General features: G+C 47.2%; 17 protein-coding genes. All 17 read left to right on the top strand.

The window, feature by feature from the left end; translation table 11 throughout:
• Positions 1 to 6 precede the first annotated feature (6 nt).
• The 17 genes from IPJ02_05385 to bglX all read left to right on the top strand — a co-directional run bounded on the left by IPJ02_05385 (position 7) and on the right by bglX (position 26,304).
• Positions 7 to 672, top strand: a complete 666-nt coding sequence (locus IPJ02_05385) for an ABC transporter ATP-binding protein (GenBank protein MBK7375002.1) — start codon at positions 7 to 9, stop codon at positions 670 to 672.
• Positions 673 to 693: 21 nt separating this feature from the next.
• Positions 694 to 2,124, top strand: a complete 1,431-nt coding sequence (locus tag IPJ02_05380; protein MBK7375001.1) for a TolC family protein — start codon at positions 694 to 696, stop codon at positions 2,122 to 2,124.
• Between the two features lie 192 nt (positions 2,125 to 2,316).
• Entirely contained in the window at positions 2,317 to 2,829 is a 513-nt protein-coding gene (locus IPJ02_05375; protein ID MBK7375000.1) for a sigma-70 family RNA polymerase sigma factor, read from the top strand.
• 65 nt (positions 2,830 to 2,894) lie between these two features.
• Complete coding sequence (locus tag IPJ02_05370) at positions 2,895 to 4,034, top strand: FecR family protein (GenBank protein ID MBK7374999.1); 1,140 nt, start codon at positions 2,895 to 2,897, stop codon at positions 4,032 to 4,034.
• A 167-nt stretch (positions 4,035 to 4,201) separates the two neighbouring features.
• Positions 4,202 to 7,564 carry a TonB-dependent receptor gene (locus tag IPJ02_05365; protein MBK7374998.1) on the top strand — a complete coding sequence of 1,121 codons (3,363 nt, stop codon included), beginning with the start codon at positions 4,202 to 4,204 and terminating at the stop codon, positions 7,562 to 7,564.
• Positions 7,565 to 7,588: 24 nt separating this feature from the next.
• Positions 7,589 to 9,106 carry a RagB/SusD family nutrient uptake outer membrane protein gene (locus IPJ02_05360; protein MBK7374997.1) on the top strand — a complete coding sequence of 506 codons (1,518 nt, stop codon included), beginning with the start codon at positions 7,589 to 7,591 and terminating at the stop codon, positions 9,104 to 9,106.
• 29 nt (positions 9,107 to 9,135) lie between these two features.
• Positions 9,136 to 9,966, top strand: coding sequence for a LamG domain-containing protein (locus tag IPJ02_05355; protein ID MBK7374996.1), 831 nt, complete (start codon positions 9,136 to 9,138; stop codon positions 9,964 to 9,966).
• 98 nt (positions 9,967 to 10,064) lie between these two features.
• Entirely contained in the window at positions 10,065 to 13,367 is a 3,303-nt protein-coding gene (locus IPJ02_05350; protein ID MBK7374995.1) for a VCBS repeat-containing protein, read from the top strand.
• Between the two features lie 50 nt (positions 13,368 to 13,417).
• Positions 13,418 to 14,740, top strand: a complete 1,323-nt coding sequence (locus IPJ02_05345) for a vanadium-dependent haloperoxidase (GenBank protein ID MBK7374994.1) — start codon at positions 13,418 to 13,420, stop codon at positions 14,738 to 14,740.
• Positions 14,741 to 14,767: 27 nt separating this feature from the next.
• The gene (locus tag IPJ02_05340) at positions 14,768 to 16,192 is read left to right on the top strand and encodes a glucosylceramidase (GenBank protein MBK7374993.1); all 1,425 of its coding nucleotides are present in this window, start codon (positions 14,768 to 14,770) and stop codon (positions 16,190 to 16,192) included.
• 10 nt (positions 16,193 to 16,202) lie between these two features.
• The gene (locus tag IPJ02_05335) at positions 16,203 to 17,660 is read left to right on the top strand and encodes a glycoside hydrolase family 30 protein (protein MBK7374992.1); all 1,458 of its coding nucleotides are present in this window, start codon (positions 16,203 to 16,205) and stop codon (positions 17,658 to 17,660) included.
• 14 nt (positions 17,661 to 17,674) lie between these two features.
• The gene (locus IPJ02_05330; protein MBK7374991.1) at positions 17,675 to 19,357 is read left to right on the top strand and encodes an Ig-like domain-containing protein; all 1,683 of its coding nucleotides are present in this window, start codon (positions 17,675 to 17,677) and stop codon (positions 19,355 to 19,357) included.
• Positions 19,358 to 19,370: 13 nt separating this feature from the next.
• On the top strand, positions 19,371 to 20,744 hold the full coding sequence (locus IPJ02_05325; GenBank protein ID MBK7374990.1) for a beta-glucosidase: 1,374 nt from the start codon (positions 19,371 to 19,373) through the stop codon (positions 20,742 to 20,744).
• Positions 20,745 to 20,746: 2 nt separating this feature from the next.
• Positions 20,747 to 21,589, top strand: a complete 843-nt coding sequence (locus IPJ02_05320; protein ID MBK7374989.1) for an endonuclease/exonuclease/phosphatase family protein — start codon at positions 20,747 to 20,749, stop codon at positions 21,587 to 21,589.
• A complete protein-coding gene (locus IPJ02_05315) occupies positions 21,586 to 23,328 on the top strand; it encodes a family 43 glycosylhydrolase (GenBank protein ID MBK7374988.1) in 1,743 nt (580 codons plus the stop codon). The genes IPJ02_05320 and IPJ02_05315 overlap by 4 nt, the downstream gene beginning before the upstream one ends.
• Entirely contained in the window at positions 23,329 to 23,988 is a 660-nt protein-coding gene (locus tag IPJ02_05310) for a G-D-S-L family lipolytic protein (GenBank protein MBK7374987.1), read from the top strand.
• A 12-nt stretch (positions 23,989 to 24,000) separates the two neighbouring features.
• Positions 24,001 to 26,304, top strand: coding sequence for a beta-glucosidase BglX (gene bglX, locus IPJ02_05305; protein MBK7374986.1), 2,304 nt, complete (start codon positions 24,001 to 24,003; stop codon positions 26,302 to 26,304).
• Positions 26,305 to 26,371 lie beyond the last annotated feature (67 nt).

Below are 26,371 nucleotides of genomic sequence, written 5' to 3'. Positions count from 1 at the left end.
AAACAGATCATGTTAGAACTAAGGAAAATTTTCAAATGGGTCAGCAACGGTAACAACCGCATCTTTCTTTTAAAGGATATCAACCTTACCGTAAAAGAAGGGGAATTCATTTCCATCATGGGGCCATCGGGTTCGGGCAAATCAACGCTGCTGAATGTGATCGGCATGCTGGATGGATTTGATGAAGGGGAATACGAATTCCTGTATGAACCGGTGCATAAACTGAAAGAGAAACAACGCACCGGCCTGTACAAAAGATATATCGGCTTTGTGTTCCAGGCCTATCATCTTATTGATGAACTGACCGTGTATGAGAATATTGAAACGCCCCTGATCTACCAGGATGTAAAAGCACCGGAGCGCAAAGCCATGGTGGCGGATATGCTCGACCGCTTTAATATCGTAGGCAAGAAGGACCTGTTCCCCACACAGCTTTCCGGCGGGCAACAGCAACTGGTGGGTATTGCAAGGGCACTGATCGCTAGGCCCAAACTGCTGCTGGCGGATGAGCCAACCGGAAACCTTAATTCAAAACAGGGCGAAGAGATCATGAATTTATTCAGCGAACTGAACAAAGAGGGTGTGACCATCATACAGGTCACGCATTCAGAAAAGAATGCATCGTACGGTTCACGGGTGATCAACCTGCTGGATGGCCGCATTGAACAATAAAAATAACTTAAACGAATAATGATGAAAGCAAAAGTTCTATTGATGATGTGCATATCGGCCGTAACCGGTTTCAGTACCCTTCATGCCCAGGATATCCCTTCGCGGTTAACCCTGAAAGCCTGCCTGGATATTGCCCTTGCCAATAACATACCGGTAAAGCAAAGTGAACTGCTTGAACAAAATGCCCGGCTCAACCTGAACCAGTCGAGGATGAACCGGCTTCCGAATGTATCGGCAAGTTTGAACTATGGTATCAACAACGGGCGCAGCATTGACCCCTATACCAACAGTTACATCAACCAGCAGTTGTCTTCTTCCAATTCAACCCTCACGGCTTCCGTTCCTGTGTTCAAAGGATTTCAGATGCAGAACAGCATACAGCAGGCATCGTACAATTACCAGGCGTCAAAGATGGAACTACAGCAGGAAAAGGACAACCTTACGTTGAATGCGATCCTGGCTTTTTTACAGGTGATGAATGATGAAGATGTGCTGGCACTCACCAAAAAACAAACGGCGGTAACCGAAAAGCAGGCAGAACGCCTGGAACTGCTGAACAGGGAAGGTGCTATAGCCCCGGCTGTACTATATGACATGAAGGGGCAGTATGCTTCCGATCAGTTGGCAGTTATCAATGCCGGGCGTGCACTGGAAATGTCTAAACTTACCCTGGCCCAGTACATGAACGTGCCCTACGATAAAAATATACAGGCAGACCGGGAAGGTTTTGATTTGAAAATGGAACTGTATGAAACAACGGCAGATAATATCTATGCTGCAGCCCTGCAAAATCTTGCGTTTGTGAAAGCGGCTGACCTGCGTACCAGGGCCGCCAGTAAAGCCATCCGGGTTGCGGCAGCCGACCTGTATCCGACGCTTTCATTATTTGGCCAGTTGGGCACGAATTTTTCAAGCGCGGCAAGAACCTCCTCTGCCATTGGTACAACAGATGTTGTTACCGGTGACTATGTGGTGGTGAACGGAGCAAACAGCCCGGTCATCAGCAAACAGACCAATTACAACAGCCGGAAGATCGATTTTTTTAAACAGTACAATAATAACCTGGGTACTTTTTTTGGAGTAAGCCTGCAGGTACCGGTATTCTCTTCTTTCCAGTCAAGAACAAAAGTGAAGCAGGCAAGGCTGGAAGAAAAAAGGACCGGTTATGTTGCTGAAAATACAAGGATACAACTCCGCCAGGCAATCGAACAGGCGCACCTGAACATGACAACAGCCTGGAACAGGTATAAAGTGCTGGGGGAGCAGGTAACTGCTTTTGAAGAATCCTTCCGGGCTGCAGAGATACGGTTCAACCTGGGCGCAATGAACAGCGTAGAATACCTGATCGTAAAAAATAACTTCGACCGGGCCACGATCAATTTCACTTCCGCCCGCTACGATTATTTATTGAGGACCAGAGTACTGGATTTTTACCAGGGCAGATCAAAGTAAGTGAATAGTACTTCATGAGGCATCGCTGAACTTTATCATTCGTATGCAGGCAACGGTGCAGGGATTTTTTAAAACTTATCAAAAAATCCTACCTTCATTGGCGAAACGATTGTGATAACTAACAGCCAAATACAAGACCTGCTGAACGAAATTGCTTTACACAACTGTGAGAAAGCATACAAGAAACTTTTCATGGAAATGCATGAAAGCCTCACTGCTTTTGCCTTTTCCATCGTAAAGTCATCCGAAGATGCCGAAGAGGTCGTTTCCGATTTCTTCATATCCATCTGGCTGCGCCGGGCTTCCCTGCGTTCCATTGAAAATCCCCGGTTGTATTTTTTTGTTGCTGTCAGGAACACGTCCCTGAATAAGCTTACCGCAAACGGGAGGAATAAACTGCCCAATGACATGGAATGGGAAACCAGCCTTACAAGTGTGTTCTTCAATCCCGAGGAACTGTTACTCTCCACCGAAGTGGTTAAAAAGATCATGGCGGCTGTAAATGAACTGCCGGCCCGGTGCAAAACCATCTTCAAGCTGGTAAAAGAAGAGGGGCTCAGGTATGCAGAAGTGGCAAAACTGCTCGACATCTCCGTAAAGACCGTTGAGGCCCAGATGGCCATCGCCCTGCGCAGGATAAAGACCCATAGTGAGTTCAAAAACCAGTTCCCCGAACTCCATTCCCTGCTTACCAAAAAAAAATAGGGCATCCTTTAGGGGTATCGCACCTGTTTCGTTGTCCTTAGTAACTGTAATCATCAATTTATTTAATGAAAGAGGAAAAATACTGGTTGTTATTGTCTAAAAAGATTACCGGTGAAGCAACGGCCGAGGAACTGCTGCAATTAGAGGAATTACTCAACGGCAACGTTGAATGGCAGGCCAATGCGGAAACCCTCCAGGAATTCTGGAATTCCATGGCGGTGAATACCAGCACCGGGAATGGCCAGAAAAGCAAAGATGCTTACCTGTCTCATGTAAACAGGCTGAAAGAAAAGGGGATCGACTTTGATACCACAAACACCGATACCACAATAGAGTTAAACCCCACTGTTATAACGGTTAAGAAGCCCCTTTATAAGCGCCTGGCCACCTACGCTGTTGCCGCTTCGTTTATTGCTGCCATCACATTGCTTTACTGGCTTTCGGGCAGCAGCCAGCAAAACCTGCCCCTGGCGTCTGAAAAACCGGCCAATGAAATTACTGTTGGTCATGGGTCCAGGACAAGGATCCAGCTACCGGATGGCTCCCAGGTCTGGATCAATTCGGGCAGCACCCTCACGTATGAGAATTTTTATAAATCCAATACCCGGGAAGTGCAACTGAACGGCGAAGCCTATTTTGATGTGGTGAAAGATCCCGAACATCCTTTTATTGTTCATACGTCCGGCATTGACATAAAAGTGCTGGGTACCGCTTTTAACGTGAAAGCCTATAAGTCAGAATCAACCATTGAAGCAACCCTGATACATGGCTCCATTGAAGTGATCAATAAGAACAGGCCCGGTACCCCCAAGATCATGCTTAAACCGCATGAGAAACTGGTCTATAGCAAGTACCCTGTTTCAGACTCAAGAGACCAGCGGGCCGATATAAAACCGGCAGAACCGGATGCCTATTCCATTAGCATCAAGCCCTTGAGTAAGGATATCCCCGACAGCAATATTATTGAAACGGCCTGGGTGTATAATAAACTTTCATTTGAAGATGAACGGTTTGAGGACCTGGCAGGCAAAATGGAAAAATGGTACAACCTGAAGATCCTGATCGGGAGCGATAAATTAAAGGATCATAAGGTAAGCGGCTCATTCGTAAATGAAACGCCGGAAGAGGCATTGAAGGAATTGCAGTTCCTGATCCCGTTCAATTATACGATTAAAAACAACGAAGTAAAAATTATGAGAAAATAAAAACGGGAAATGTTGCAGCATTTCCCGGAAAATTATAACAAACAAGTCCCCGATATTCAGGGCAGGGCTTGCTTGTATTTTTTAACGACAAAACCAAAATTATGCAAAAAAGTGTACTTCGGGGCCAAAAAAATGGGCCAGGGGCGCTTCTAAAAACACTGCTTGTTATGAAGCTTGCCATTATTATCCTATTCGCTACAACTTTGCAGGTTAACGCATACCCGGCCATGGGTCAAAAGGTTAACCTGAACCTGAAACAAACAGAGATCAGAAAGGTTTTGAGGATGATAGAAGACGATGGTTATTATCGTTTTCTGTATAATTCAAAACTAAAGGCGCTGAAGACCCGGACGGATTTTTCGGCACAGAATCTTTCTGTTACAGAATCACTGGGCAAATTATTTTCCGGCAGCAACCTTACGTTCAAACTGCTTGAGAATAATGTGGTGGTGGTTTTCTCTACCAATGAAGAGGAGAATGATAAGATAAAAGTAACGGGCAGGATCACCGGCGAGAACGGGGAAGCCATTGCCGGTGCATCGGTATTACAGAAAGGGACCGGTACCGGCACCTTTGCTGATAATAATGGTGTATATACGTTAACGGTTGACAATGATGCCACGCTCATTATAAGCAGCATCGGTTTTGAAACACAGGAAGTGAAGGTCAACAACCGTTCGGTCATTGATATCCGCCTGGTACCATCGGTTAAAAAATCGGAAGAAGTGGTGGTGATCGGTTATGGTACCGCCAGCAGGAGAGACCTGACCGGCAGCATCACGAAAGTAAAAGGCGATGAGATCGCAGCCCAGCCAAACAGCAACCCCATATCTTCCTTACAAAATAAAGTGGCCGGTCTTTCCATCGTGAATTCAGCCGTGCCAGGCTCCACACCGGATGTACGGATACGGGGTACGATCAGCATTGGTTCTATCCGCCCTGTTTACATCGTGGATGGTATTTTTAACGATAATATTGATTTTGTAAACCCCAGTGAGATCGAAAGCATCGAAGTGTTGAAAGACCCTTCTTCACTTGCCATATTCGGGATCAAGGGTGCTGCAGGCGCTATCCTGGTAACTACCAAAAAAGCAAAAGCAGGCCAGATAAATATCAACTTCAACACCACGTACGGCAGCAAAAAACTGGTTGACAAGATCAAACTTGCCAATGGGGATGAGTTCCGTAACCTGCTGACCTTTGAAGCAAATAACCGGGTGGCTGACGATCCCTCTGCAACCTCGTTACTGAGTTTTGTAAATAACGTTGGCGGGCCGGGCATGTCTGCCTTCCCCGGTAATACCGACTGGATCGATGCCGTTACCCGTGCTGCAAAATTCAGTACCACCAACCTGAGCCTGGATGCCAGTACCGAAAAGAACAGGTTCCACTTTGGTCTGGGTTATACCTACGACGAGGGGCTTGTAAAGCATGTACGCTATGACCGGATGACCATGAACATCAATGATGAATTCAAAGTAAGCAGGAAGTGGAAATTGGGATTCGGTCTGATCGGATCAAAAGAAAAACTTCCTTACAACAGCGGTGCCCTGGAGAATGCAAGAAGGTCATTGCCGATCGTACCATCCGCCACCAAGCAGTTCTATACAAAGAACCCGTACGGAGTGGATTCAGGTTTTTATAACCTCTATTCAGCCACGCCGATCATACAGAATTCAGAAACAAATCCGCTGGCCACACTCGAGAATAACTACGACAAGAAAATTGATGACCGGTACAGGCTGGTGGGAAATGTATACGTGGATATCAACATCACCAAGGACCTTAACTTCCGCAGTACCTGGTACGCCGATATGAGCTGGCGCAACAACCGGGAATACACCCCGCTGTATGACCTGTATGATCCTACGGTCAGCGGAAACCAGGTGATCAACCGGAACAGCCTGACAGCAGTCCGGCAGGACCTGATCAACACCCGGGCATTCCAGCAGGACTATATTGCCACATACAAAAAGAGATTCAGCGAACACTCGCTCACACTTACCGGGGGCTTCACTACCTATTACAACTCTTTCGAACAGGTAAGCGGAACAGTGAGCCAGAAGACGCCGGGTGTGAATATGATACCGAACAACAAAAGGTTCTGGTACCTGAATACCGGTTTTGGCGATCTGAAGAGTATCATCCCTACCAATCAAAGTGAATACTCCACGGTATCCGGACTGGCAAGGCTGCTTTACAATTACCGCGGCAAATATTTCCTTACCGGAAGTTTCCGCAGGGACGGTGCCAGCCAGATCAATCGTGAATATTCCAAGAAATTCCAGAGCTTCTGGGCTGTTGGTGCTGCATGGGAGATATCAAGAGAATCATTCATGAGCAATGTGAAGTTTGTAAATTATCTTAAGCTCAAAGCTTCTACCGGTTTGTTAGGAAACTTTACCACGCAGGGTAAGGCTTATCCTGCCTACCCGGGTATCTCCAGTACTTCATCTGCCGTGTTTGGCGACAACCTGATACCGGTTTATGTTCCGGATTATCTTTTTGATCCGAACCTGCATTGGGAAACAGTTAATTCAACAGAAGTGGGTTTAGAAGCCGATCTGTTGAACAACAGGCTGCACTTTGAAGCGGCTTATTATAATAAGAAAACAAAAGACCTGATCGTTCTCCTTGAACCTCCGGGAATATTACCCAGCTTAACAAATAATGGTTCCATTCAAAATAATGGTTTTGAATTTACAGCCAGCTGGACCCAGAAATTAATAAAGGACCTGGATTTAGTGATTGGAGGTAATTTAACCACCTTTAAGAATAAGGTATTACACCTTGAATACCCTTCCAGGTCAAGGATCTCTTCCAGTGAACAAACACCCAACCAGGCCCAGACAGGGTATCCTATCGGGTATTTCTATGGCCTGGTGGCAGATGGCATCTACCAGTCTTATGCTGATATTCTTGCTTCTCCCGTAAATACAATAAACGGTGGGGGTGTTAAACCAGGCGACCTGAAATACAAGGACCTGAACGGCGATGGCGTGATCAATGAAAATGACAGGACCCTGATCGGGAATCCAACACCTGACTTCACCTATGGTATCAACCTGGCATTGAAATACAAGGCATTTGACCTGGGTATTGATTTTGCCGGAAGCTATGGAAATGAGATCTACCGGGTATGGGGTACTTCCGAACAAAAGAACTCAGTATATAACTATCCGCAGTATTATACAGAAGGATGGACTGCTGCAGGTTCTTCAAACTGGGTTCCCATCGTAAACCAGAACCACCTGGTTAACCGGGCGCCTTCTACCTATGGTATTGAGGATGGAAGCTTTTTCAGGATACGGAACCTGACCCTGGGTTATACACTGGCCAAACTTCCGAAAATAACCGGTATTAAAAACCTGCGGGTAACCTTTACTGTTCAAAACCTGAAGACCTGGAAGCGCAACCTTGGATATTCTCCCGAGTATGCCGGAGATGCACTTGGATATGGTATGGATTTTGGCGGGGCAGGAAGCGCACTTCCACGTGTGATGACCCTTGGATTAAACGTTAATTTTTAATTTTTAAAAATAAATTTTTTGAAAATGAAAGCATATAATAAACAAATTGCCGGGTTACTGATCGCATTCTCGGTTATCGCTCTTTTCGGGGGTTGTAAGAAATTCCTCGACAGGCAGCCATTAAGCATAACCCAGGACGACATTAATGTAGGCGCCCTGGAAGGTAAGGCCCTGGGTCTTTATGGCGCCATCCGTAACTCCGCTGCACAACCCTATTGCGGCGATGGATTTGAGAACATTCCCTGGGTAGCCATGAATGGTTTCCGCTCTGATGATGCGGAACTGGTAGCTGACCCCGGCGCATCCGCCTGGCACCAGACCTACGATAACTTCCAGTACACCAAGGATGACTGGGGTGCCGGGTTGTATTGGGACAAGCACTTTGTATTCATCGGGCTTTGCAACGACGCCCTGGATGAAGCGATCAAGGGTAATTATACCGACCCGGGATCCATCATCAATATTGCCGAAGCAAGGTTCTTCAGGGCCTATGCTTATTTTGACCTGGTAAGGACTTACGGATCGGTTCCAAAGATCGACTTTAAGATAAACACGCCTACAGATGGCAATGTTGCAAAGTCGGACACAGCGGTCATCTACAGCATGATTCATGCAGACCTTACCTTTGCAGAGCAGAACCTGCCAACGGTATGGGGCCCTAAATTTTCAGGCAGGCTTACTTCATGGTCAGCCAAGGCCCTGCATGCAAAGGCGCTTATGCAACAACGCAGGTATGCAGAAGCCCTGCCGATCTGCAGTGATATCATCAATAACGGCCCATACCAGTTATATACTCCTTACTGGAAAATATTTAAAAGAGAAGGTGAATTATGCAGCGAATCGATCTTTGAGATCCAGGCTTCAAAAACTGCCGGTGATGGTAATACCTACTGGAGCAGGCTTGGACAATGCCAGGGTGTAAGGGGATCAGGCACATGGGATCTTGGCTGGGGATGGAATACACCTTCACCAAGCCTGGTGGGTGCTTATGAAGCCGGTGACGTACGGAAAGATGCTACCATTCTTTATTCAAACCAGTCCGACGGCGGAACCAATACAGGCGGATACGGCCTGGTGGTCCCCAATCTTACCAATGCGCTTTACTGGAATAAAAAAGTTTATAACCAATACAGCGATTACCTGGCAGCCGGCCAGGGTACGCCAAACAACGAAGCACAGAACACATGGGTTAATCACCGGGTGTTGCGTTTGGCAGATATACTGCTGTTGGGTGCAGAAGCTGCCAATGAAACCGGCGCCGGTAACCCGGATGCGGTTACCTGGGTTAACAGGATCCGGAACAGGGCAGGCCTGGGCAATATTGCGTATGTAAGCCAGGCACAGATGAGAACTGTCATTAAGCAGGAGAGAAGGGTGGAATTCGGTATGGAGTATGAACGGTTCTTTGACCTGGTCAGGTATGGTGATGCCGTTAACGTACTGGGGGGCAACGGGTACCAGCACAAGCACCGGTATTACCCGATACCCAGTTCCGCTTTAAATGCAAATCCTAATCTGGTACAGAATCCTGAATGGCCATAATTCTTAAATTTTTTAAAAAATAAATAATCATGCAAAAGAAAATCCAAGGTTACCTGACAGCAATTGCACTGATGTTGATTGCTGCCGGTTGTCAAAAGATGGAACGGCCGGAACTCGGCAATTTGATCCAGGACTCGAACCCTCCCAACAGCCCGTTGCGTTTTTATGCTGCCATGGACGGAACCGGCGCCGATCAGCTCAGGAATGCAGTGGACAGCATCAAAGCCAATTTCCCTTCTTCCAACAGTATGACCTCTGTTGACGGGATCAGTGGAAAAGCGATGAAAGGGGCCGATGGCAAATCCATTGTTTTTCCTTCAGCCAACGATATTGCTAAAGCCACCAGCTTCAGCATTGCATTATGGATGAAGAACAACGCAGCGGTTGGACGTACCGAATTTGTATTCTCACTGGTAGATGATAAATACGGCTGGCATCACAGCGCCATCTTCCTGCTGGTGGAGAACCAAACACCAACCCAGACAACCATGAAACTGGGATTGATGGACCAGTGGCTGGAAGGTACATTCAGCAAGCCGCTGTTCGATGGCAACTGGCATCACATCATTTATTCGTATGACCAGACAACATCAAAGATGACCTATTATTTTGATGGTGCGGCGGTTACCGGTATGACAGCAACGCAAACCGATGTTAAGAATGGCGGCAGCCCAAGGGGCCCTGTTGATCTTACTTCTGCTAAAAAACTGATACTGGGTGGCTGGAATAAGCACGGGGGAGCCCAGGGTCCTACGGATGACTGGATCAAGACCTATACAGGCGCAGTAGACCAGTTCAGGTTATACAACAAAGCGTTATCAGCCACGGAGGCACAGGCACTATTTGCAAACAAACAATAAGGAGTAGATAGTAGTTTCATAATTCAAGCTTCATGCGCAATCACAAAGGGCTGAACAATCTTGTTTGGCCCTTTTTTTCTTAAAACAAGGATCCGCAAATGCAAGTCAGAAGATCAATATCACTTTGTTTTGTCCTGGCAGTTTTTGCTGCTGCACTTTTTTCTTCCTGTACGAAGAAAAAAGAGACCATGTTCGAAAGTCTTTCTGCGTCTGAAACCAATATCGGGTTCGTAAATAAACTGGAGAATAAGGATATGTTCAATATCCTTTACTACCTGTATTATTACAATGGCGGGGGCGTTGCCACCGGCGACATAAATAATGACGGCCTTCCGGATATTTATTTTACCGCAAACAGCAAAGGCAACAATAAGCTTTACCTCAACAAAGGGAATTTTATTTTTGAAGACATTACTGCACAGGCAGGCGTAGCCGGCTCTGCCGACTGGTGTTCCGGTGTAACCATGGCCGATGTGAACGGGGATGGCTTCCTGGATATTTATGTCATGGCCAGCAGCCAGCATCACGGACTGAACGGCCACAACGAACTTTTTATCAATAATAAGAACAACAGCTTTACAGAGAGCTCCGAAAAATACGGACTGAACTTCTCCGGCTTTGGCACGCAGGCCGCTTTCTTTGATTACGATCATGACGGCGACCTGGATTGTTACCTGCTCAACCATTCTCAAAAACCCAATTCAAACATCCGCGATACCAGCAACCGCCGCAAGCCGGATGCTTTCTCCGGCGACCGGCTTTACCGCAATGACCTGGACTCAACCGGGAAGTTCACCGATGTATCTGCGCAGGCAGGCATCTTTCAAAGTAACCTGGGTTATGGCCTCGGCATTGCCACCGGCGATTTCAATAACGATGGCTGGGATGATATTTATGTGGGGAATGATTTTCATGAGAACGATTATTACTACATCAATAACGGCAACGGAACATTTACCGAATCGGGCGCTGCCCGTTTCAGGCATTACAGCCGCTTCAGCATGGGGAATGATGCAGCGGACTATAACAACGACGGGCAACTTGATATTGTGACCGTTGACATGCTGCCACCCGACGAGAAAGTTTTGAAGACATACGGCAGCGATGAGAACCCCGATACCTACAAATATAAACTGATGGGGCATGGGTACCAGAACCAGTATTCGAAAAATGCCCTGCAGCGGAATAATGGCAACGGAACCAGTTTCAGCGAGACGGCATTGCAAAGCGGCGTGGCCGCCACCGACTGGAGCTGGGCGCCGCTGTTTGCCGATTTTGATAACGACGGGAATAAAGACCTTTTTATTTCCAGCGGCATCGTAAAAAGGCCGGTAGACCTGGATTATGTACGCTTCGTATCAGACCTGGTGATGAAAATGGATATTGACAAGACCAATGAGTTCGACAACCAGGCCATTGAGAACATGCCGGATGGAAGTTCGCATCCCTATTTTTATAAGGGCGATGGAAAGATGAATTTCACGGATATGAGCGAAAGCTGGGGTACCGCCGGAATGAAGGGTTACTTCAACGGCGCTTCCTATGCCGATCTTGATAATGACGGGAACCTGGATGTTGTCATCAACTGCCTGAATGCAGCATCCGTGATTCTGAAAAATAAATTGCCTAAGAAAAATACACTGGATATTGTATTCAACGGGAACGATAAGAACAGGAACGGTATAGGAGCAAAGGCCTGGGTATTTACCGGGGGCAGGATGCAATACCAGCAATTGATGACCACCCGGGGCTTCCAGTCTTCCTGCGATGCCAAACTGCATTTTGGACTGGACAGCCTGCGGAATATAGACAGCATACTCATTGTATGGCCCAACCAGAAATTCCAGATAATGAAAACGGTTCCTGTAGCAGGCAGGATAACCGTGAACCAGGCCGAAGCGGGCGGGCAGTTCGATCACAATAAATTCTTCCCGCCATCAAAGCAACTGTTTGACGATATGAGCAGCCAGGTTGCATGCAGCTGGGTGCACCGGGAAAATGATTTTCTTGATTTCAATAAACAATACCTCACCCCACACAAACAATCCACCCGTGGACCAAAACTGGCCGTGGCAGATGTGAACAAAGACGGGCTGGATGATCTCTTCGTTTGTGGTGCATCCGGACAACCAGGCCAGTTGATGATACAGACTGCTGCCGGTAAATTCACTTCCTCCGATACTTCCCTATTCAGCAGGGCAAAGCAATGCGAAGAAGTGGATGCGCTGTTCTTTGATGCCAATAATGACGGCTACCCGGACCTGTATGTGGTGAGTGGCGGAAACCAGCTGGACGATGGCAATACCGACCTGGCCGATCACCTTTACCTCAATGACGGGAAGGGGCATTTTGCAACGGCAGCATCCGCCATACCGGTCATACTCAAAAATAAATCATGCGTGAGCGCTTCGGATATTGACAAAGACGGGGATATGGACCTGTTTGTGGGCGGCCTGGCAGATGCAAAACGTTTCGGTATCCCGCAATCATCCTATGTATTGCTGAATGATGGCAAAGGAAATTTCAGGCAGGCAGATGCATCGGTCATTAAACTTGACAATATCGGCATCGTGACCGGTTCTTCATTTGCCGATCTGAATAACGACGGGTGGAATGACCTGGTTGTTGCCGGTGAATGGATGGCGGTGAAGCTGTTCATGAACAGGAACGGGAAATTCACCGCTGCCGATATTCCTTCCTCTACCGGTTTGTGGCAAACGGTGTATACGACCGATGTGAACGGCGACGGGTTCATGGACATACTTGCCGGCAACTGGGGGCACAACAGCAAACTGTATGCAGGCAAGAACGGGCCGCTGAAATTATATGTGAAGGATTTCGATGGCAATGGATCGGTAGAGCAGGTGATGGCGTATACCATCAATAACAAGGAATATACATTCCTGGCAAAGGACGAACTGGAACGGCCGCTGCCGGTGCTGAAGAAAGCATACCTCACGTACAGTGAAGTGGCCGGTAAAACCGTGGACTATATGTTTTACGACCTGTTCAAGGATTACCTGGAACTGAAGGCGGAAACACTGGGCTCCTGTTGTTTTATCAATGACGGGAAGGGGAATTTCATGAAGAAAGACCTGCCGGATGAAGTACAGCTGGCGCCTGTCTTCTCTTTCTGTCCGTTACCGGCAAATGATAAAGGCGCTTACCTGGCTGCAGGAAATTTTTACGGAGTGGTTCCTTACGAAGGCAGGTATGATGCCTTGTTGCCTTCGGTGTTTTCATTCAGCAAACCGGCAAACGGTTTTCAATCCAGGGGTAATATACAAATGGCGGAAGGTGAAGTGCGGGATGCAAAGTGGATCAGGTATGCCGCTGGAAAACAGGTATTGGTGATTGCGCAAAATAATAAAGAACTGGTTTTTTTAAAACCGGCAGAATGATTTTTTGAGAGCGAACAGGAAATTGCTCTGCTGAATTAAAGCTTGATCGTATGAAACGGAATATCACAGCCATATTTTTGTCTGCACTTTTCTTTCTGCCGGGCTGCAGGGAGAAGGAGTATAAAAATGATTTCAACGACCCGTTGCTTTTTTCCAGGACCGTCAAGGAACTGAACAACGTGGTGATGCAGAATAATTTTCCACCCATTATTGCCAGCCGTAATTATGCCTATGCCTGCATAGCCGCTTATGAAACAATTGTATTGGGCGATGATCGTTTTCAATCACTGGCCGGGCAGATAAAACATTTGCCCCCGCTTCCGCACCAGGATACGGTTGGGGTAAATTTCCAATACGCCGCACTGCTGGCTTTTTGTAAAGTGGGACAGGCCGTTACATTTCCGGAGGGCAGTATGAAGGAATATGTAAGCAGGCTGGATTCCATGGCTGAAGGATCCGGTATGCCGGCTGCGGTGCAAAAGTCAAGCAGGCTGCTGGCCGATTCTGTTGCAGCTCATATCCTCCGCTGGAGCAAGAAAGATAATTATGCCCAAACCCGTACTGCCGAAAAATACAATGTTACAGATGAAGCGGGAAGGTGGGTGCCAACCCCGCCGGCTTATGCACAGGCCCTGGAGCCTCACTGGAGGGAGATCCGGACCATGGTGATGGACAGCGCCAGCCAGTTCATGCCACCCCGGCCACCGGCTTTTGATATGAAGAATAAGGAAAGTAAATTCTATAAAGAAGTGATGGCAGTTAAGAATGCAGGCGACAGCTTAACGGATGAACAAAAACACATTGCCGAATTCTGGGATGACCTGGGTACACGGATGAATGTGAAAGGGCATGTGGAGTTTGTAACTAAAAAATTCTCCCCACCCGGCCACTGGATGAACATTGTGGGCATCGCAGCACAGAAAGCAGGCGCCGACTTTTCAACCACCGTTTGTGCGTATGCCAAAACCGGCATTGCCATATTCGATGCATTCATTCAGTGCTGGGATGAGAAATTCCGGAGCAATGTGATACGTCCGGAAACAGCCATCAATAAATACATGGACGATGAATGGCGGCCATACCTGCAAACACCTCCCTTCCCGGAATATACCTGCGGGCACAGCACCGTATCTTCTTCGGCTGCAGAGGCGCTGACCAATATGTTCGGCGATCATTTCAATTACACAGATACTTCCGAACTGGAGTTTGGAATAAAGAACCGTTCATTCACTTCCTTCCGGCAGGCGGCGGTTGAAAATAACTGGGCCCGGTTCTATGGGGGGATCCATTACCATAACTCCTGCCTGGTGAGTACCGAGTACGGCAGGAAAGTGGCGGAACTCATCAATGAGCGCTTAAAAATGAAGAAATAATTGTTCAATATGCAACAACAAAACCGTATGTGGCTGATACCTGTATTCTTGCTTTTTGTATTTGGAGACTGTTCTAAAGGGGGAGGCAGCAATAACCCGGCCCCGGTTCCTGTAACACCCACCAACGATATGGATATGTGGCTGACAAAATCAGACCAGTCTGTACTGTTGCAGAAGCAGGCAGTAACGCTTTCATTTGTTGCTCAGCCAACGGCTGGTTTCCCGGTCATTGATGTGGATTCTGCAACTTCTTACCAGGCCATTGATGGGTTTGGTTATACATTGACCGGTGGAAGTGCCTACCACATCAATCACATGGATGCCAACTCCCGTTCAGCATTATTGAATGAACTGTTTGGTTCCGGTACCAATTCGGCCGGGATAAGCTATTTGCGGGTCAGCATTGGTGCATCCGATCTCAGTGCATCCGTTTTCAGTTATGATGATATGCCCGCCGGTCAAACCGACCCCACCCTGGCCAATTTTAATCTTTCACTTGATACGGTTGATCTTATTCCTGTACTGAAACAGATACTGACGATAAATCCTGGTATTAAGATCATGGGATCACCCTGGAGCCCGCCGGTGTGGATGAAGGACAATGGCAGTTCCATAGGCGGCAGCCTGTTGCCACAGTATTACGGTGTTTATGCAAAATATTTTGTGAAGTATATACAGGCCATGCAGGCAAAAGGGATACGGATCGATGCAGTCACCATACAGAATGAACCTCAGCATGGAGGCAACAATCCCAGTATGGTCATGTCATCCACCCAACAGGCAGAGTTTGTGAAGAATAACCTGGGGCCGGAATTCCAGTCTGCAGGCATTGCCGCAAAGATCATTATCTGGGACCATAACTGCGATAACCCGAACTACCCCATTTCCATTTTAAACGATGCGGCGGCAAAGCAATATATTGATGGTTCTGCTTTTCATTTGTATGCGGGAGACATCAGCGCTTTGTCAACCGTTAAAACTGCACATCCCGACAAGAACCTTTATTTCACCGAACAATGGACAGGCGCCAACGGAACCTTTGAAGGCGATTTTAAGTGGCATGTAAAAAATGTGGTCATTGGCTCCATGCGCAACTGGAGTAAAGTGGCCCTGGAATGGAACCTGGCCAGCGATGCCACCTACGGGCCCCATACCCCGGGTGGATGTACAGAATGTAAAGGAGCTTTGACCATCAACGGCACGCTGGTGGTAAGAAATGTGGGCTATTATATCATTGCACAGGCAAGCAAATTTGTTCCGGCTGGTTCGGTACGTATAGCCAGCGGGTTATCCGTTAACCTGCCTAATGTTGCTTTCAGAACGCCTTCTGGAAAAAAAGTACTGATCGTACTGAATGAAAGTTCATCCGCCCAGGGTTTCAATATCAGTTATAAAGGAAAATATGTTTTCACGTCCCTGGCTGCAGGTGCTGCGGCCACCTATACATGGTAAAAATCAACGTATGAAGAAAATAAATCTCATCCTGGCTGCAGTCATTTTATTCTCCTGTTCTGGGAACAGGGAGAAGAAAGATACAGCAGTCCCATTTTCCACGGAAGGGAAAAAAATTACCGTTTATACAACTGCCGACAGCAGTAACTACCGGCTGTCTGAGACCGGCATACTGGAATTTAAAGAAAAAGGCCAGCCCTTTGAGAACGAGGTCAGCATTTTTGTGGATCCCTCAAAAACCTTCCAGGCCTATTTTGGCATTGGCGCTGCCTTAACAGATGCTTCGGCCGAAACTTTTTATAAACTGCCCAAAGAAAAGCAGCAGGAATTATTAACGGCTTATTTTGATGCCGGGAAAGGGATCGGTTATACCGTGGCAAGGACCAACATCAACAGTTGCGATTTCAGCAGCGATATGTACACCTATGTGCAGGACGGGGATACGGAATTAAAATCGTTCAGTATTGAACATGATAAAAAGTTCAAGCTGCCTTTTATAAAGGAAGCGATGAAGGCTTCCGGTAATAAACTGAATCTTTTTGCCAGTCCCTGGAGCCCGCCGGCCTGGATGAAGGATAACAACGACATGCTGCATGGCGGCAAACTCAAAGCAGAATACTACAACAGCTGGGCCATGTATTACACAAAGTTCATCAAGGAGTATGAAAAAGAAGGAGCGCCGTTATGGGGCATCAGCATCCAGAATGAACCCATGGCAAAGCAACGCTGGGAGAGCTGTATCTACACCGGGGAAGAAGAAAGGGATTTCCTGAAAAAACATTTAGGCCCCACCATGGAGAAAGAAGGGCTGAAAGATAAAAAGATCATTGTATGGGATCATAACCGGGACCTGGTCTACCAGCGGGCGCAAACCTATTTCAATGATCCCGAAGCCGCTAAATATATCTGGGGTATCGGTTTTCACTGGTACGAAGACTGGAGCGGGGGCACGCCCATGTATGACAACCTGAGAAGGGTGTATGAATCATACCCGGATAAGAATATCTTCTTCACCGAAGGTTGTGCGGAAAGTTTTGATTCAACAAGGTACAATGCCTGGGTATTGGGCGAAGAGTATGGCCGCAGCATGATCAATGATTTCAATAATGGCATGGTAGGCTTCACCGACTGGAATATTTTGCTGGATGAAAAAGGCGGCCCCAATCACGTGCAGAACTTCTGTTTCGCTCCTGTGCATGGTGATACAAGGACCGGCCAGCTTATTTATACCAATGCTTATTATTATATCGGGCATTTTTCGAAATTCATTAAGCCGGGTGCCAAAAGGATCATCAGCAGCAGCAGCCGGAGCCAGTTGCTGACCACCGCTTTTTTAAATCCCGATGGTAAAGTGGTTGTGATCGTAATGAACCAGGGCAGCATCAAAACGCCATTCAATTTATGGATAAACGGAAAGGCTGCGGATTGCATGGCGCTGCCTCATTCTATTTCAACACTCATTTTTTAAAAGGTTATGATCTGATGATAAGAACAGCAACAGCAGTAACAGCATCGGTATTCTTTTTACTGGGGTGCAGTAAAGGAGACAGCGGCGGTGGTACCACACCAACTCCATTACCACCCGTGCCCATTGCATTGGTTGCTGCGAAGATCGACAACAGCACTGCCTTGACCGCGGTCACCAATTATAATATAAAACTCAGCCCGGTCGTCCGCCTTTCTTTTAACAATGCGGTTGACCGTGCAACGGTTGCTTCAGCCATATCCATTAAAGAGAACGGAGCCGTAATAGGAACCGGGTATGCCTATGAGAACAGCGACAGCACGGTGGTGATCAATCCGGGCGCTGTATTAAAGGCATTGACCCGTTATACCATTGACGCTACTACTGCATTGAAGTCAGTGAAAGGTGGTGCCCTGTCATCCAATACAACCATTACATTCATTACCCAGATCGATTCAACAGATAAATTCCCGCTCATCAGCGACAATGCATTGCTTGACCTGGTGCAGCAGCAAACCTTTAAATATTTCTGGGATTATGGCCACCCGGTAAGCGGCCTGGCAAGAGAGCGCAGCAATGCGGGCCCCGAAACGGTAACATCGGGCGGTTCTGGTTTCGGCATTATGTCCATCCCGGTTGCCATCAACCGGAACTTCATCAGCAGGGCGCAGGGTTTAGCAAGGATGCAGACCATTGTAGGTTTCCTGAAAAATACCGCCCAGAGATTTCACGGTGCTTTTCCACATTGGCTCAATGGAAGTACGGGAGTTGTTATTCCCTTCAGCACAAAGGACGACGGGGCCGACCTGGTGGAGACATCTTATTTAATGGCCGGATTATTAACTGCCCGGCAATATTTCAGTGGGGTTGATGCAGGGGAGACTGCCCTGCGTTCGGATATAAACCTTTTATGGAATGCCGTGGAATGGAACTGGTTCAGGCAGGGATCACAAAATGTTCTGTACTGGCACTGGAGCCCCAACTATGCCTGGCAGATGAATCATAAGATCGAAGGATGGAATGAATGCCTGGTTACCTACATCCTTGCTGCTTCATCCACCACGTTCAGCATTCCGCAGGTAGTATATAAAGAAGGTTTTGCAAGGAACGGGGCTATGCAGAACGGTAACACATACTATGGTTATCCATTGCCACTCGGACCGGCGAACGGGGGCCCGCTTTTCTGGGCACATTATTCATTCCTGGGTATTAACCCAAATGGCTTGAATGATGTATATGCCAATTACCAGTCGCAGGTCACCAATCATACAAAGATCAATTACGAGTATTGCAAGGCAAACCCAAGAAGTTATTTTGGATACAGCAATCTTTGCTGGGGATTGACAGCCAGTGATGTGCCCGGAGGGTACAATGCCAATGAGCCGAACAATGATATTGGAGTGATCTCGCCAACAGCCGCGCTTTCCTCTTTTCCATACACGCCAACGGAAAGCATGAATGCGTTGCGGTTCTTTTATTACAAACTGGGGGATAAGATATGGAAGCAGTATGGATTTGTGGATGCCTTCTCTTTAAAGGACCTCTGGTATGCCGATTCATTCCTGGCCATTGACCAGGGGCCAATAATTGTGATGATCGAAAACTACCGCAGCGGGCTGGTATGGAATTTATTGACCAGTTGCCCCGAAGTGAAGAACGGGATGAAGAATGTATTAGGATTTACAGCGCCTTATTTATAAATGTCCGCAAGCCATGACTAAACGATTCCCTGTTTTCTTATTTGTGATACTGCTGGTTTGCGCCTGCAATTCCGGGGAAAAAGTGACCGCACAAAAAAATACAGCGCTTGTACCGGCAGATACCGCTTTGTTCCGGCTGGTGCAGCAGCAAACCTTCCGGTATTTCTGGGACGGAGCAGAACCGGTGAGCGGTTTAGGAAGAGAACGTTTTCATGCAGATGATAAGTATCCATACAACGATAAGAACGTGGTTACAAGCGGCGGCGCCGGCTTTGGGGTAATGGCCATATTGGTTGGAATAGAAAGAGGTTTTGTTGCCAGGGAAGAAGGAAGAAAACACCTGGAAAAGATCGTACGATTTTTAGAAACAGCTGACCGTTTTCATGGCGCATGGCCGCATTGGTGGAATGGAGAGACGGGTAAAGTAGTTCCTTTCGGAAGAAAAGACAATGGCGGCGACCTGGTGGAAACATCTTTTATGGTGCAGGGCCTTCTTTGTGTACGTCAATATTTTCAAAATGGCAGTGCAGAAGAAAAAGCATTGGCAGCCCGGGCCGATAAATTATGGAGGGAAGTGGAATTCGACTGGTACCGCAACGGGAAGAATGTATTGTACTGGCACTGGAGCCCAACGTATGGATGGGAGATGAATTTTGCCGTTCGTGGGTATAATGAATGCCTGATCATGTATGTGCTTGCTGCCTCTTCTCCCACACATGGCGTGCCTGCCGAAGTATACCACGAGGGCTGGGCAGACAATGGAAAGATAAAAGAGGTGAATAAACCTGATGGCATTGCTGCCAACTATAAATACAAATTGCAGATGAAACACCAGGGCGATGCCTGGAATGGAGGGCCATTATTCTGGGCGCATTACTCTTACCTTGGTTTGGACCCCAGGGGCCTGAAAGATAAGTATGCAGATTACTGGGAAGAAAATAAGAACCAGGCGCTCATCAATTTCCAGTGGTGTGTTGACAATCCAAATAAGTTCAAGGGATACGGTCCCAACAACTGGGGACTTACTTCCAGCTATTCGGTGAAGGGCTACGACGGTCATGCGCCCACTACAAAAAGAGACATTGGCGTAATTTCTCCTACTGCTGCATTATCATCTTTTCCCTATACCCCGGATCAGTCCATGGCAGCCATGAAGCACTGGTATAATGATATGAAGGATAAATTGTGGGGGCCTTATGGTTTTTATGATGCCTTCAGTGAACAACACAACTGGTACGTGCCGCATTATTTAGCCATCGACCAGGGGCCCATCGTGGTGATGATGGAGAATTACCGCAGCGGTTTGCTATGGAAATTATTCATGAGTTGCCCGGAAATAAGAACAGGATTAAAGAAATTAGGTTTTGAAAGCCCTTATTTAAAATAAATATGAAGCAGTTACGGATCTTAACGGCATGCATGCTGATCGCCCTGTTTGCCAATGCACAAACAGAAGTAAAAGTGATGAGCTTTAACATCCGGCTGGATGTAAAAAGCGATGGCGAGAACTGGTGGGAGAAAAGAAAGGATAAAGTGGCCGGACTGATGAATTATTACGAAGCGGATTTTATCGGGGCCCAGGAAGTATTGCATCACCAGTTAACTTATTTAAAGGATAATCTAAACGGGTATGATTATCTCGGCGTGGGCAGGGATGATGGCAGGGAGGCGGGAGAATACTCCTGCATCTTTTATAAAAAAGATAAATACACGGTTGTGCAGCAATCCACCTTCTGGCTGTCGCCAACCCCGGATATTCCCTCCAAAGGATGGGACGCTGCATTGAACAGGGTCTGTAGCTATGGATTATTTAAGAACAATAAGACAAAGCAATTGATCTGGGTGCTCAATACACATTTCGACCATATGGGTAAAGTGGCCCGGCTGGAATCTGCTAAACTCATCATTAAAAAGATCCGTGAGCTCAATACGCAGCACTACCCGGTGATCGTATCCGGCGATTTCAATTCAAGGCCCGGTGATGAACCGGCGCAATACATGATGGCGAATATGCGGAACAGCCGCAGCATCAGCAGACTGGTTTATGGAGCGGCGGATACATGGAATGGATTTAAATTCAATGAAAAGCCCGATGGCTGCATTGATTATATTTTTGTTTCGGATGATAAGCGGGTAAGCGTCTCAAAATTTGCCACGATCACCGATTCGTACGATATGAAATACCCGTCGGACCATTTCCCCATATTGGCAACCATAATGATCGATAAATGAAAATGAAGTACATCCTCTTATGCTGTCTCTTGTTCAGTATGGACCTGGGCGCACAGCAAAAAACATATTGCAACCCCATCAATGTGGATTATGGGTACACCCCTTTTCCCAGTTTCGTTGAATGGGGCAGGCACCGGGCCACTGCCGATCCCGTTATCGTAAACTATAAGGGCGATTTTTACCTGTTCAGTACCAACCAGTGGGGTTACTGGTGGAGCAATGACATGAGTAAGTGGAATTTCGTTTCCCGTAAGTTTTTACGTCCATGGAATGATACAAGGGATGAATTATGTGCACCGGCGGTTGGTATCATTGGCGATACGATGCTGGTATTTGGGTCCACCTATACCAGTAAGTTTACGTTGTGGATGAGTACCGATCCCAAAGCAAACGATTGGAAACCCCTGGTTGATTCTTTTGAGATCGGTGGCTGGGACCCTGCTTTTTTTACCGATGACGACGGCCGGTTGTACATGTATAACGGAAGCAGTAATAATTACCCGGTATATGGAGTGGAACTGAACAGGAAAACATTTAAGCCCATTGGCACAAGAACGCCCATGTACCTGCTGCAAAGCTGGCGCTATGGCTGGCAAAGGTTTGGCGAGAACATGGACAATACGTTCCTTGACCCGTTCATTGAAGGTGCGTGGATGACCAAGCATAATGGTAAATATTATTTTCAATACGGAGCGCCGGGAACGGAAATGAGCGGCTATGCAGACGGTGTGGTGGTGGGAACCAAACCCTTGTTCGATGGTATACCCGTCACGCCTCAATCAGACCCCTTGAGCTTTAAAGCCGGCGGTTTTTCAAGAGGGGCCGGGCATGGCGCCACCTTCCAGGATAATACTGGTAATTACTGGCATACATCCACCAGTATCATCTGCGTAAAGAATACCTGGGAGCGGAGAATGGGGATCTGGCCTGCCGGCTTCGACAGGGATGATGTGATGTGGTGCAACACCGTGTTTGGGGATTACCCGCATTACCTGCCGGGCGTTGCCGGTAAAGAACACGGCGCATTTGCCGGGTGGTATTTACTGAATTATAAGAAGCCGGTCACTGTTTCGTCCACACTGGGCAGCTATTTTGCCAACAACGCGGTGGACGAAAGCATAAAAACGTACTGGAGTGCAGCCACAGCCGGCAAAGGGGAGTGGATACAAACTGACCTGGGAGCTATCTCCACCGTGAATGCGGTACAAATAAATTATGCCGACCAGGATGTGGAATTCTTAGGCAAGCAAACAACCACCTATCACCAGTACAAAGTATATTCTTCTTTGGATGGAAGGAAATGGGATGTACTCATCGATAAAAGCAATAACAAAACAGATGTGCCGCATGATTATGTGGAGCTGGCTGCACCGGTGCAGGCAAGATATATCAGGCTGGAGAACATTCACATGCCCACCGGAAAATTTGCCATCAGCGGGTTGCGGGTATTTGGAAACGGGAATGGCGCAAAACCCGGTGCCGTCGGTAATCTCATCGTATTAAGAACAGAAAAAGACAAACGCAGCGCCTACATCAAATGGCAGCCCGTTGACAATGCCTTCGCCTATAACCTTTACTATGGAACAGCCCCGGATAAACTGTACAGCTGCATCATGATCTACGACTTCAATGAATATTGGCTCAAAACGATGGATAGTCAGAAGACCTATTATTTCAGCATCGAGGCCATTAACGGGAACGGGGTCTCCGGAAAATATAAAACGATAAAAGTGGAGTAAATGACAGTGAGAAGAAAGATATTTTTTGTATGCCTTTTTTTGTTTGCGGCATTGTTTTTAGATGCCCAGCCCTTTGCCGGGGAGATCGCGGAATTCAAAAAACAGGATTCGGTCTCATTTCCTCCCCCAAATGCGGTCCTGTTTGTGGGCAGTTCCTCTTTCAGGATGTGGAAAGATGTGCAGGATCATTTTCCCGGTCATGTTATCATAAACCGTGGCTTCGGTGGTTCTACGCTGCTGGATGTGACCCGGTATGCAAATGATATCATCCTTCCGTACAAACCAAAACAGGTACTCATTTACTGTGGGGAGAATGACTTTGCTGCCAACGACAGTCTGAACCCGGCTCAACTGGCGCAGCGTTTTATTGACCTGTTTAAAATAATACGCGACAGGTACAGGAAAGTGCCCATTGCGTATGTTTCCATGAAACCCAGCCCGTCAAGAAAACACCTTATGGAAAAATTTGACGCAGCCAATGTGATGATAAAGGAATTCCTGGCGAAAAAAAGACGGACGGCATTCATAGATGTATACCACGCCATGCTGAAGGAAGACGGCACTCCCATGACGGATATTTTCCTGGGGGATAACCTGCACATGAATGCGAAAGGCTATGCCATCTGGCAGCAACTGATCGAACCTCATTTACTCAAATAATAAAGCACAGGTATGAAAGCAGTACAACGATTGAGCATCGTGATCTTAATGACAGCAGCATGGAATGTGTCGGCCCAAAGCACACAAGACCCCCGGTCCGATAGCTACCGGATGAAGACCTTCATCGATGCACTGATGAAGAAGATGACCCTGGATGAAAAGATCGGGCAGCTCAACCTGCCTGGTTCAGGGGATATTGTCACCGGCCAGGCGTCCAATTCGGATATAGCAAAAAAAATAAAGGAAGGGAAAGTAGGCGGACTGTTCAACATCAAAGGAGTGGAAAAGATACGGGATGTGCAACGGGTGGCGGTGGAAGAGACCCGATTGAAAATACCGATGCTTTTTGGAATGGATGTGATACATGGTTACCAGACCACCTTCCCTATACCACTTGGACTTTCCTGCACCTGGAATATGCAGGTGATCGAACAAACAGCAAGGATCGCTGCTGCCGAAGCAAGCGCCGATGGCATCTGCTGGACATTCAGTCCCATGGTTGACATATCCCGTGACCCCCGTTGGGGAAGGATCTCGGAAGGAAGCGGGGAAGACGCTTACCTGGGTTCGGAAGTGGCTAAGGCCATGGTAAGAGGTTACCAGGGCAATGACCTGAAAAAAGAAAATACCATCATGGCCTGTGTAAAACACTATGCCATGTACGGAGCAGCAGAAGCCGGAAGGGATTATAATACGACCGACATGAGCCGCCTGCGGATGTTCAATGAATATTTGCCACCCTACAAAGCGGCTGTTGATGCAGGCGCCGGAAGCGTGATGGCTTCCTTTAATGAAGTGGATGGTATTCCTGCAACAGGCAATAGGTTTTTGATGACGGATGTGCTGCGTAAACAATGGGGCTTTAAAGGGTTCGTGGTAACAGACTATACCGGTATCAATGAAATGATCGATCATGGCATGGGCAACCTGCAGCAGGTTTCAGCGCTTGCATTGAAGGCGGGGATCCATATGGATATGGTGGGAGAAGGTTTTTTACTTACGTTGAAAAAGTCATTGCAGGAAGGAAAGGTCACCCAAAAGGAAATTGACGATGCCTGCCGGCTGATACTGGAAGCAAAATATAAACTCGGTTTGTTTGATGACCCGTACCGGTATTGCAATGTTCAAAGAAGCAAAACAGATATTTATACGGCTGCAAATATTAAAAAGGCAAGGGAAGTGGCTGCGGAAAGTTTTGTGCTGCTGAAAAATCAAAACGATATACTGCCTTTGAAAAGATCAGGTACCATTGCACTGATCGGGCCCCTGGCAGATACGAAAGAGAATATGCCCGGTACCTGGAGTGTGGCTACTGACCTCTCAAAAGCCATTGCCGTGAAAGAGGGATTGGAGAAAGCAGTTGGGGGCAATGCCAAAATACTTTATGCAAAGGGTTCGCCCTTTGAAGCAGACCCTGAACTGGAAAAGCGGGGGACCATGTTTGGCAGGGAGCTGAAAAAAGATGACCGTACCCCGGCAGAATTATTAAACGAAGCGCTGCAGGTGGCCAGCCAGTCGGATGTGATCGTTGCCACCCTGGGCGAAGCTTCCGAAATGAGTGGCGAAAGTTCCAGTCGTACAAACATTGAAATCCCACAGGTTCAAAAAGACCTGCTGGCTGCATTGTTGAAGACCGGTAAGCCGGTCGTGCTGGTATTATTCACCGGCAGGCCATTGGCACTTTCCTGGGAGCAAAAGAATGTTCCGGCCATTTTGAATGTATGGTTTGGCGGAAGCGAAGCTGGCAATGCCATTGCCGATGTGTTGTTTGGCGATGTGAACCCTTCGGGCAAACTCACCACTTCATTCCCGCAGAATATTGGGCAGGTACCAATTTTCTATGCCCATAAAAATACCGGCCGCCCGCTGGCAAAAGGCAAGTGGTTTGAAAAATTCCGTTCCAATTATTTAGATGTATCCAATGATCCGTTATACCCCTTTGGGTTTGGATTGAGCTACACTTCTTTTGGTTACAGCGATATTAAACTCAGCAGCACTTCACTGAAAGGCAATCAACAGCTGACAGCCACAGTTACGGTTACCAATACCGGTAAGGCAGATGGTAAAGAAACGGTACAGCTTTACATACGGGATATGGTGGGCAGCATCACCAGGCCGGTAAAGGAATTGAAAGGTTTTCAGAAGATATCTTTGAAGGCAGGGGAAAGCAGGACCGTTTCTTTCAGCATCACGACCAGTGACCTGAAATTTTATAATTCAGATCTGAAATTTGATTGGGAGGCCGGCGAATTTGCCATAATGATCGGAGGAAATTCCGCGGATGTGAGAACCGGCATGGTCAGCTGGATAAAATAAGAATATTGACGGATCTGATAACCCGGTGATCTAACAATGACATGAATACGATCAGCATATTACTTGC

The sequence above is a fragment of the Chitinophagaceae bacterium genome, assembly GCA_016710165.1.
Taxonomy (GTDB): Bacteria; Bacteroidota; Bacteroidia; order Chitinophagales; family Chitinophagaceae; genus Ferruginibacter.
This window is presented reverse-complemented; position numbering and strand designations above follow the sequence as displayed.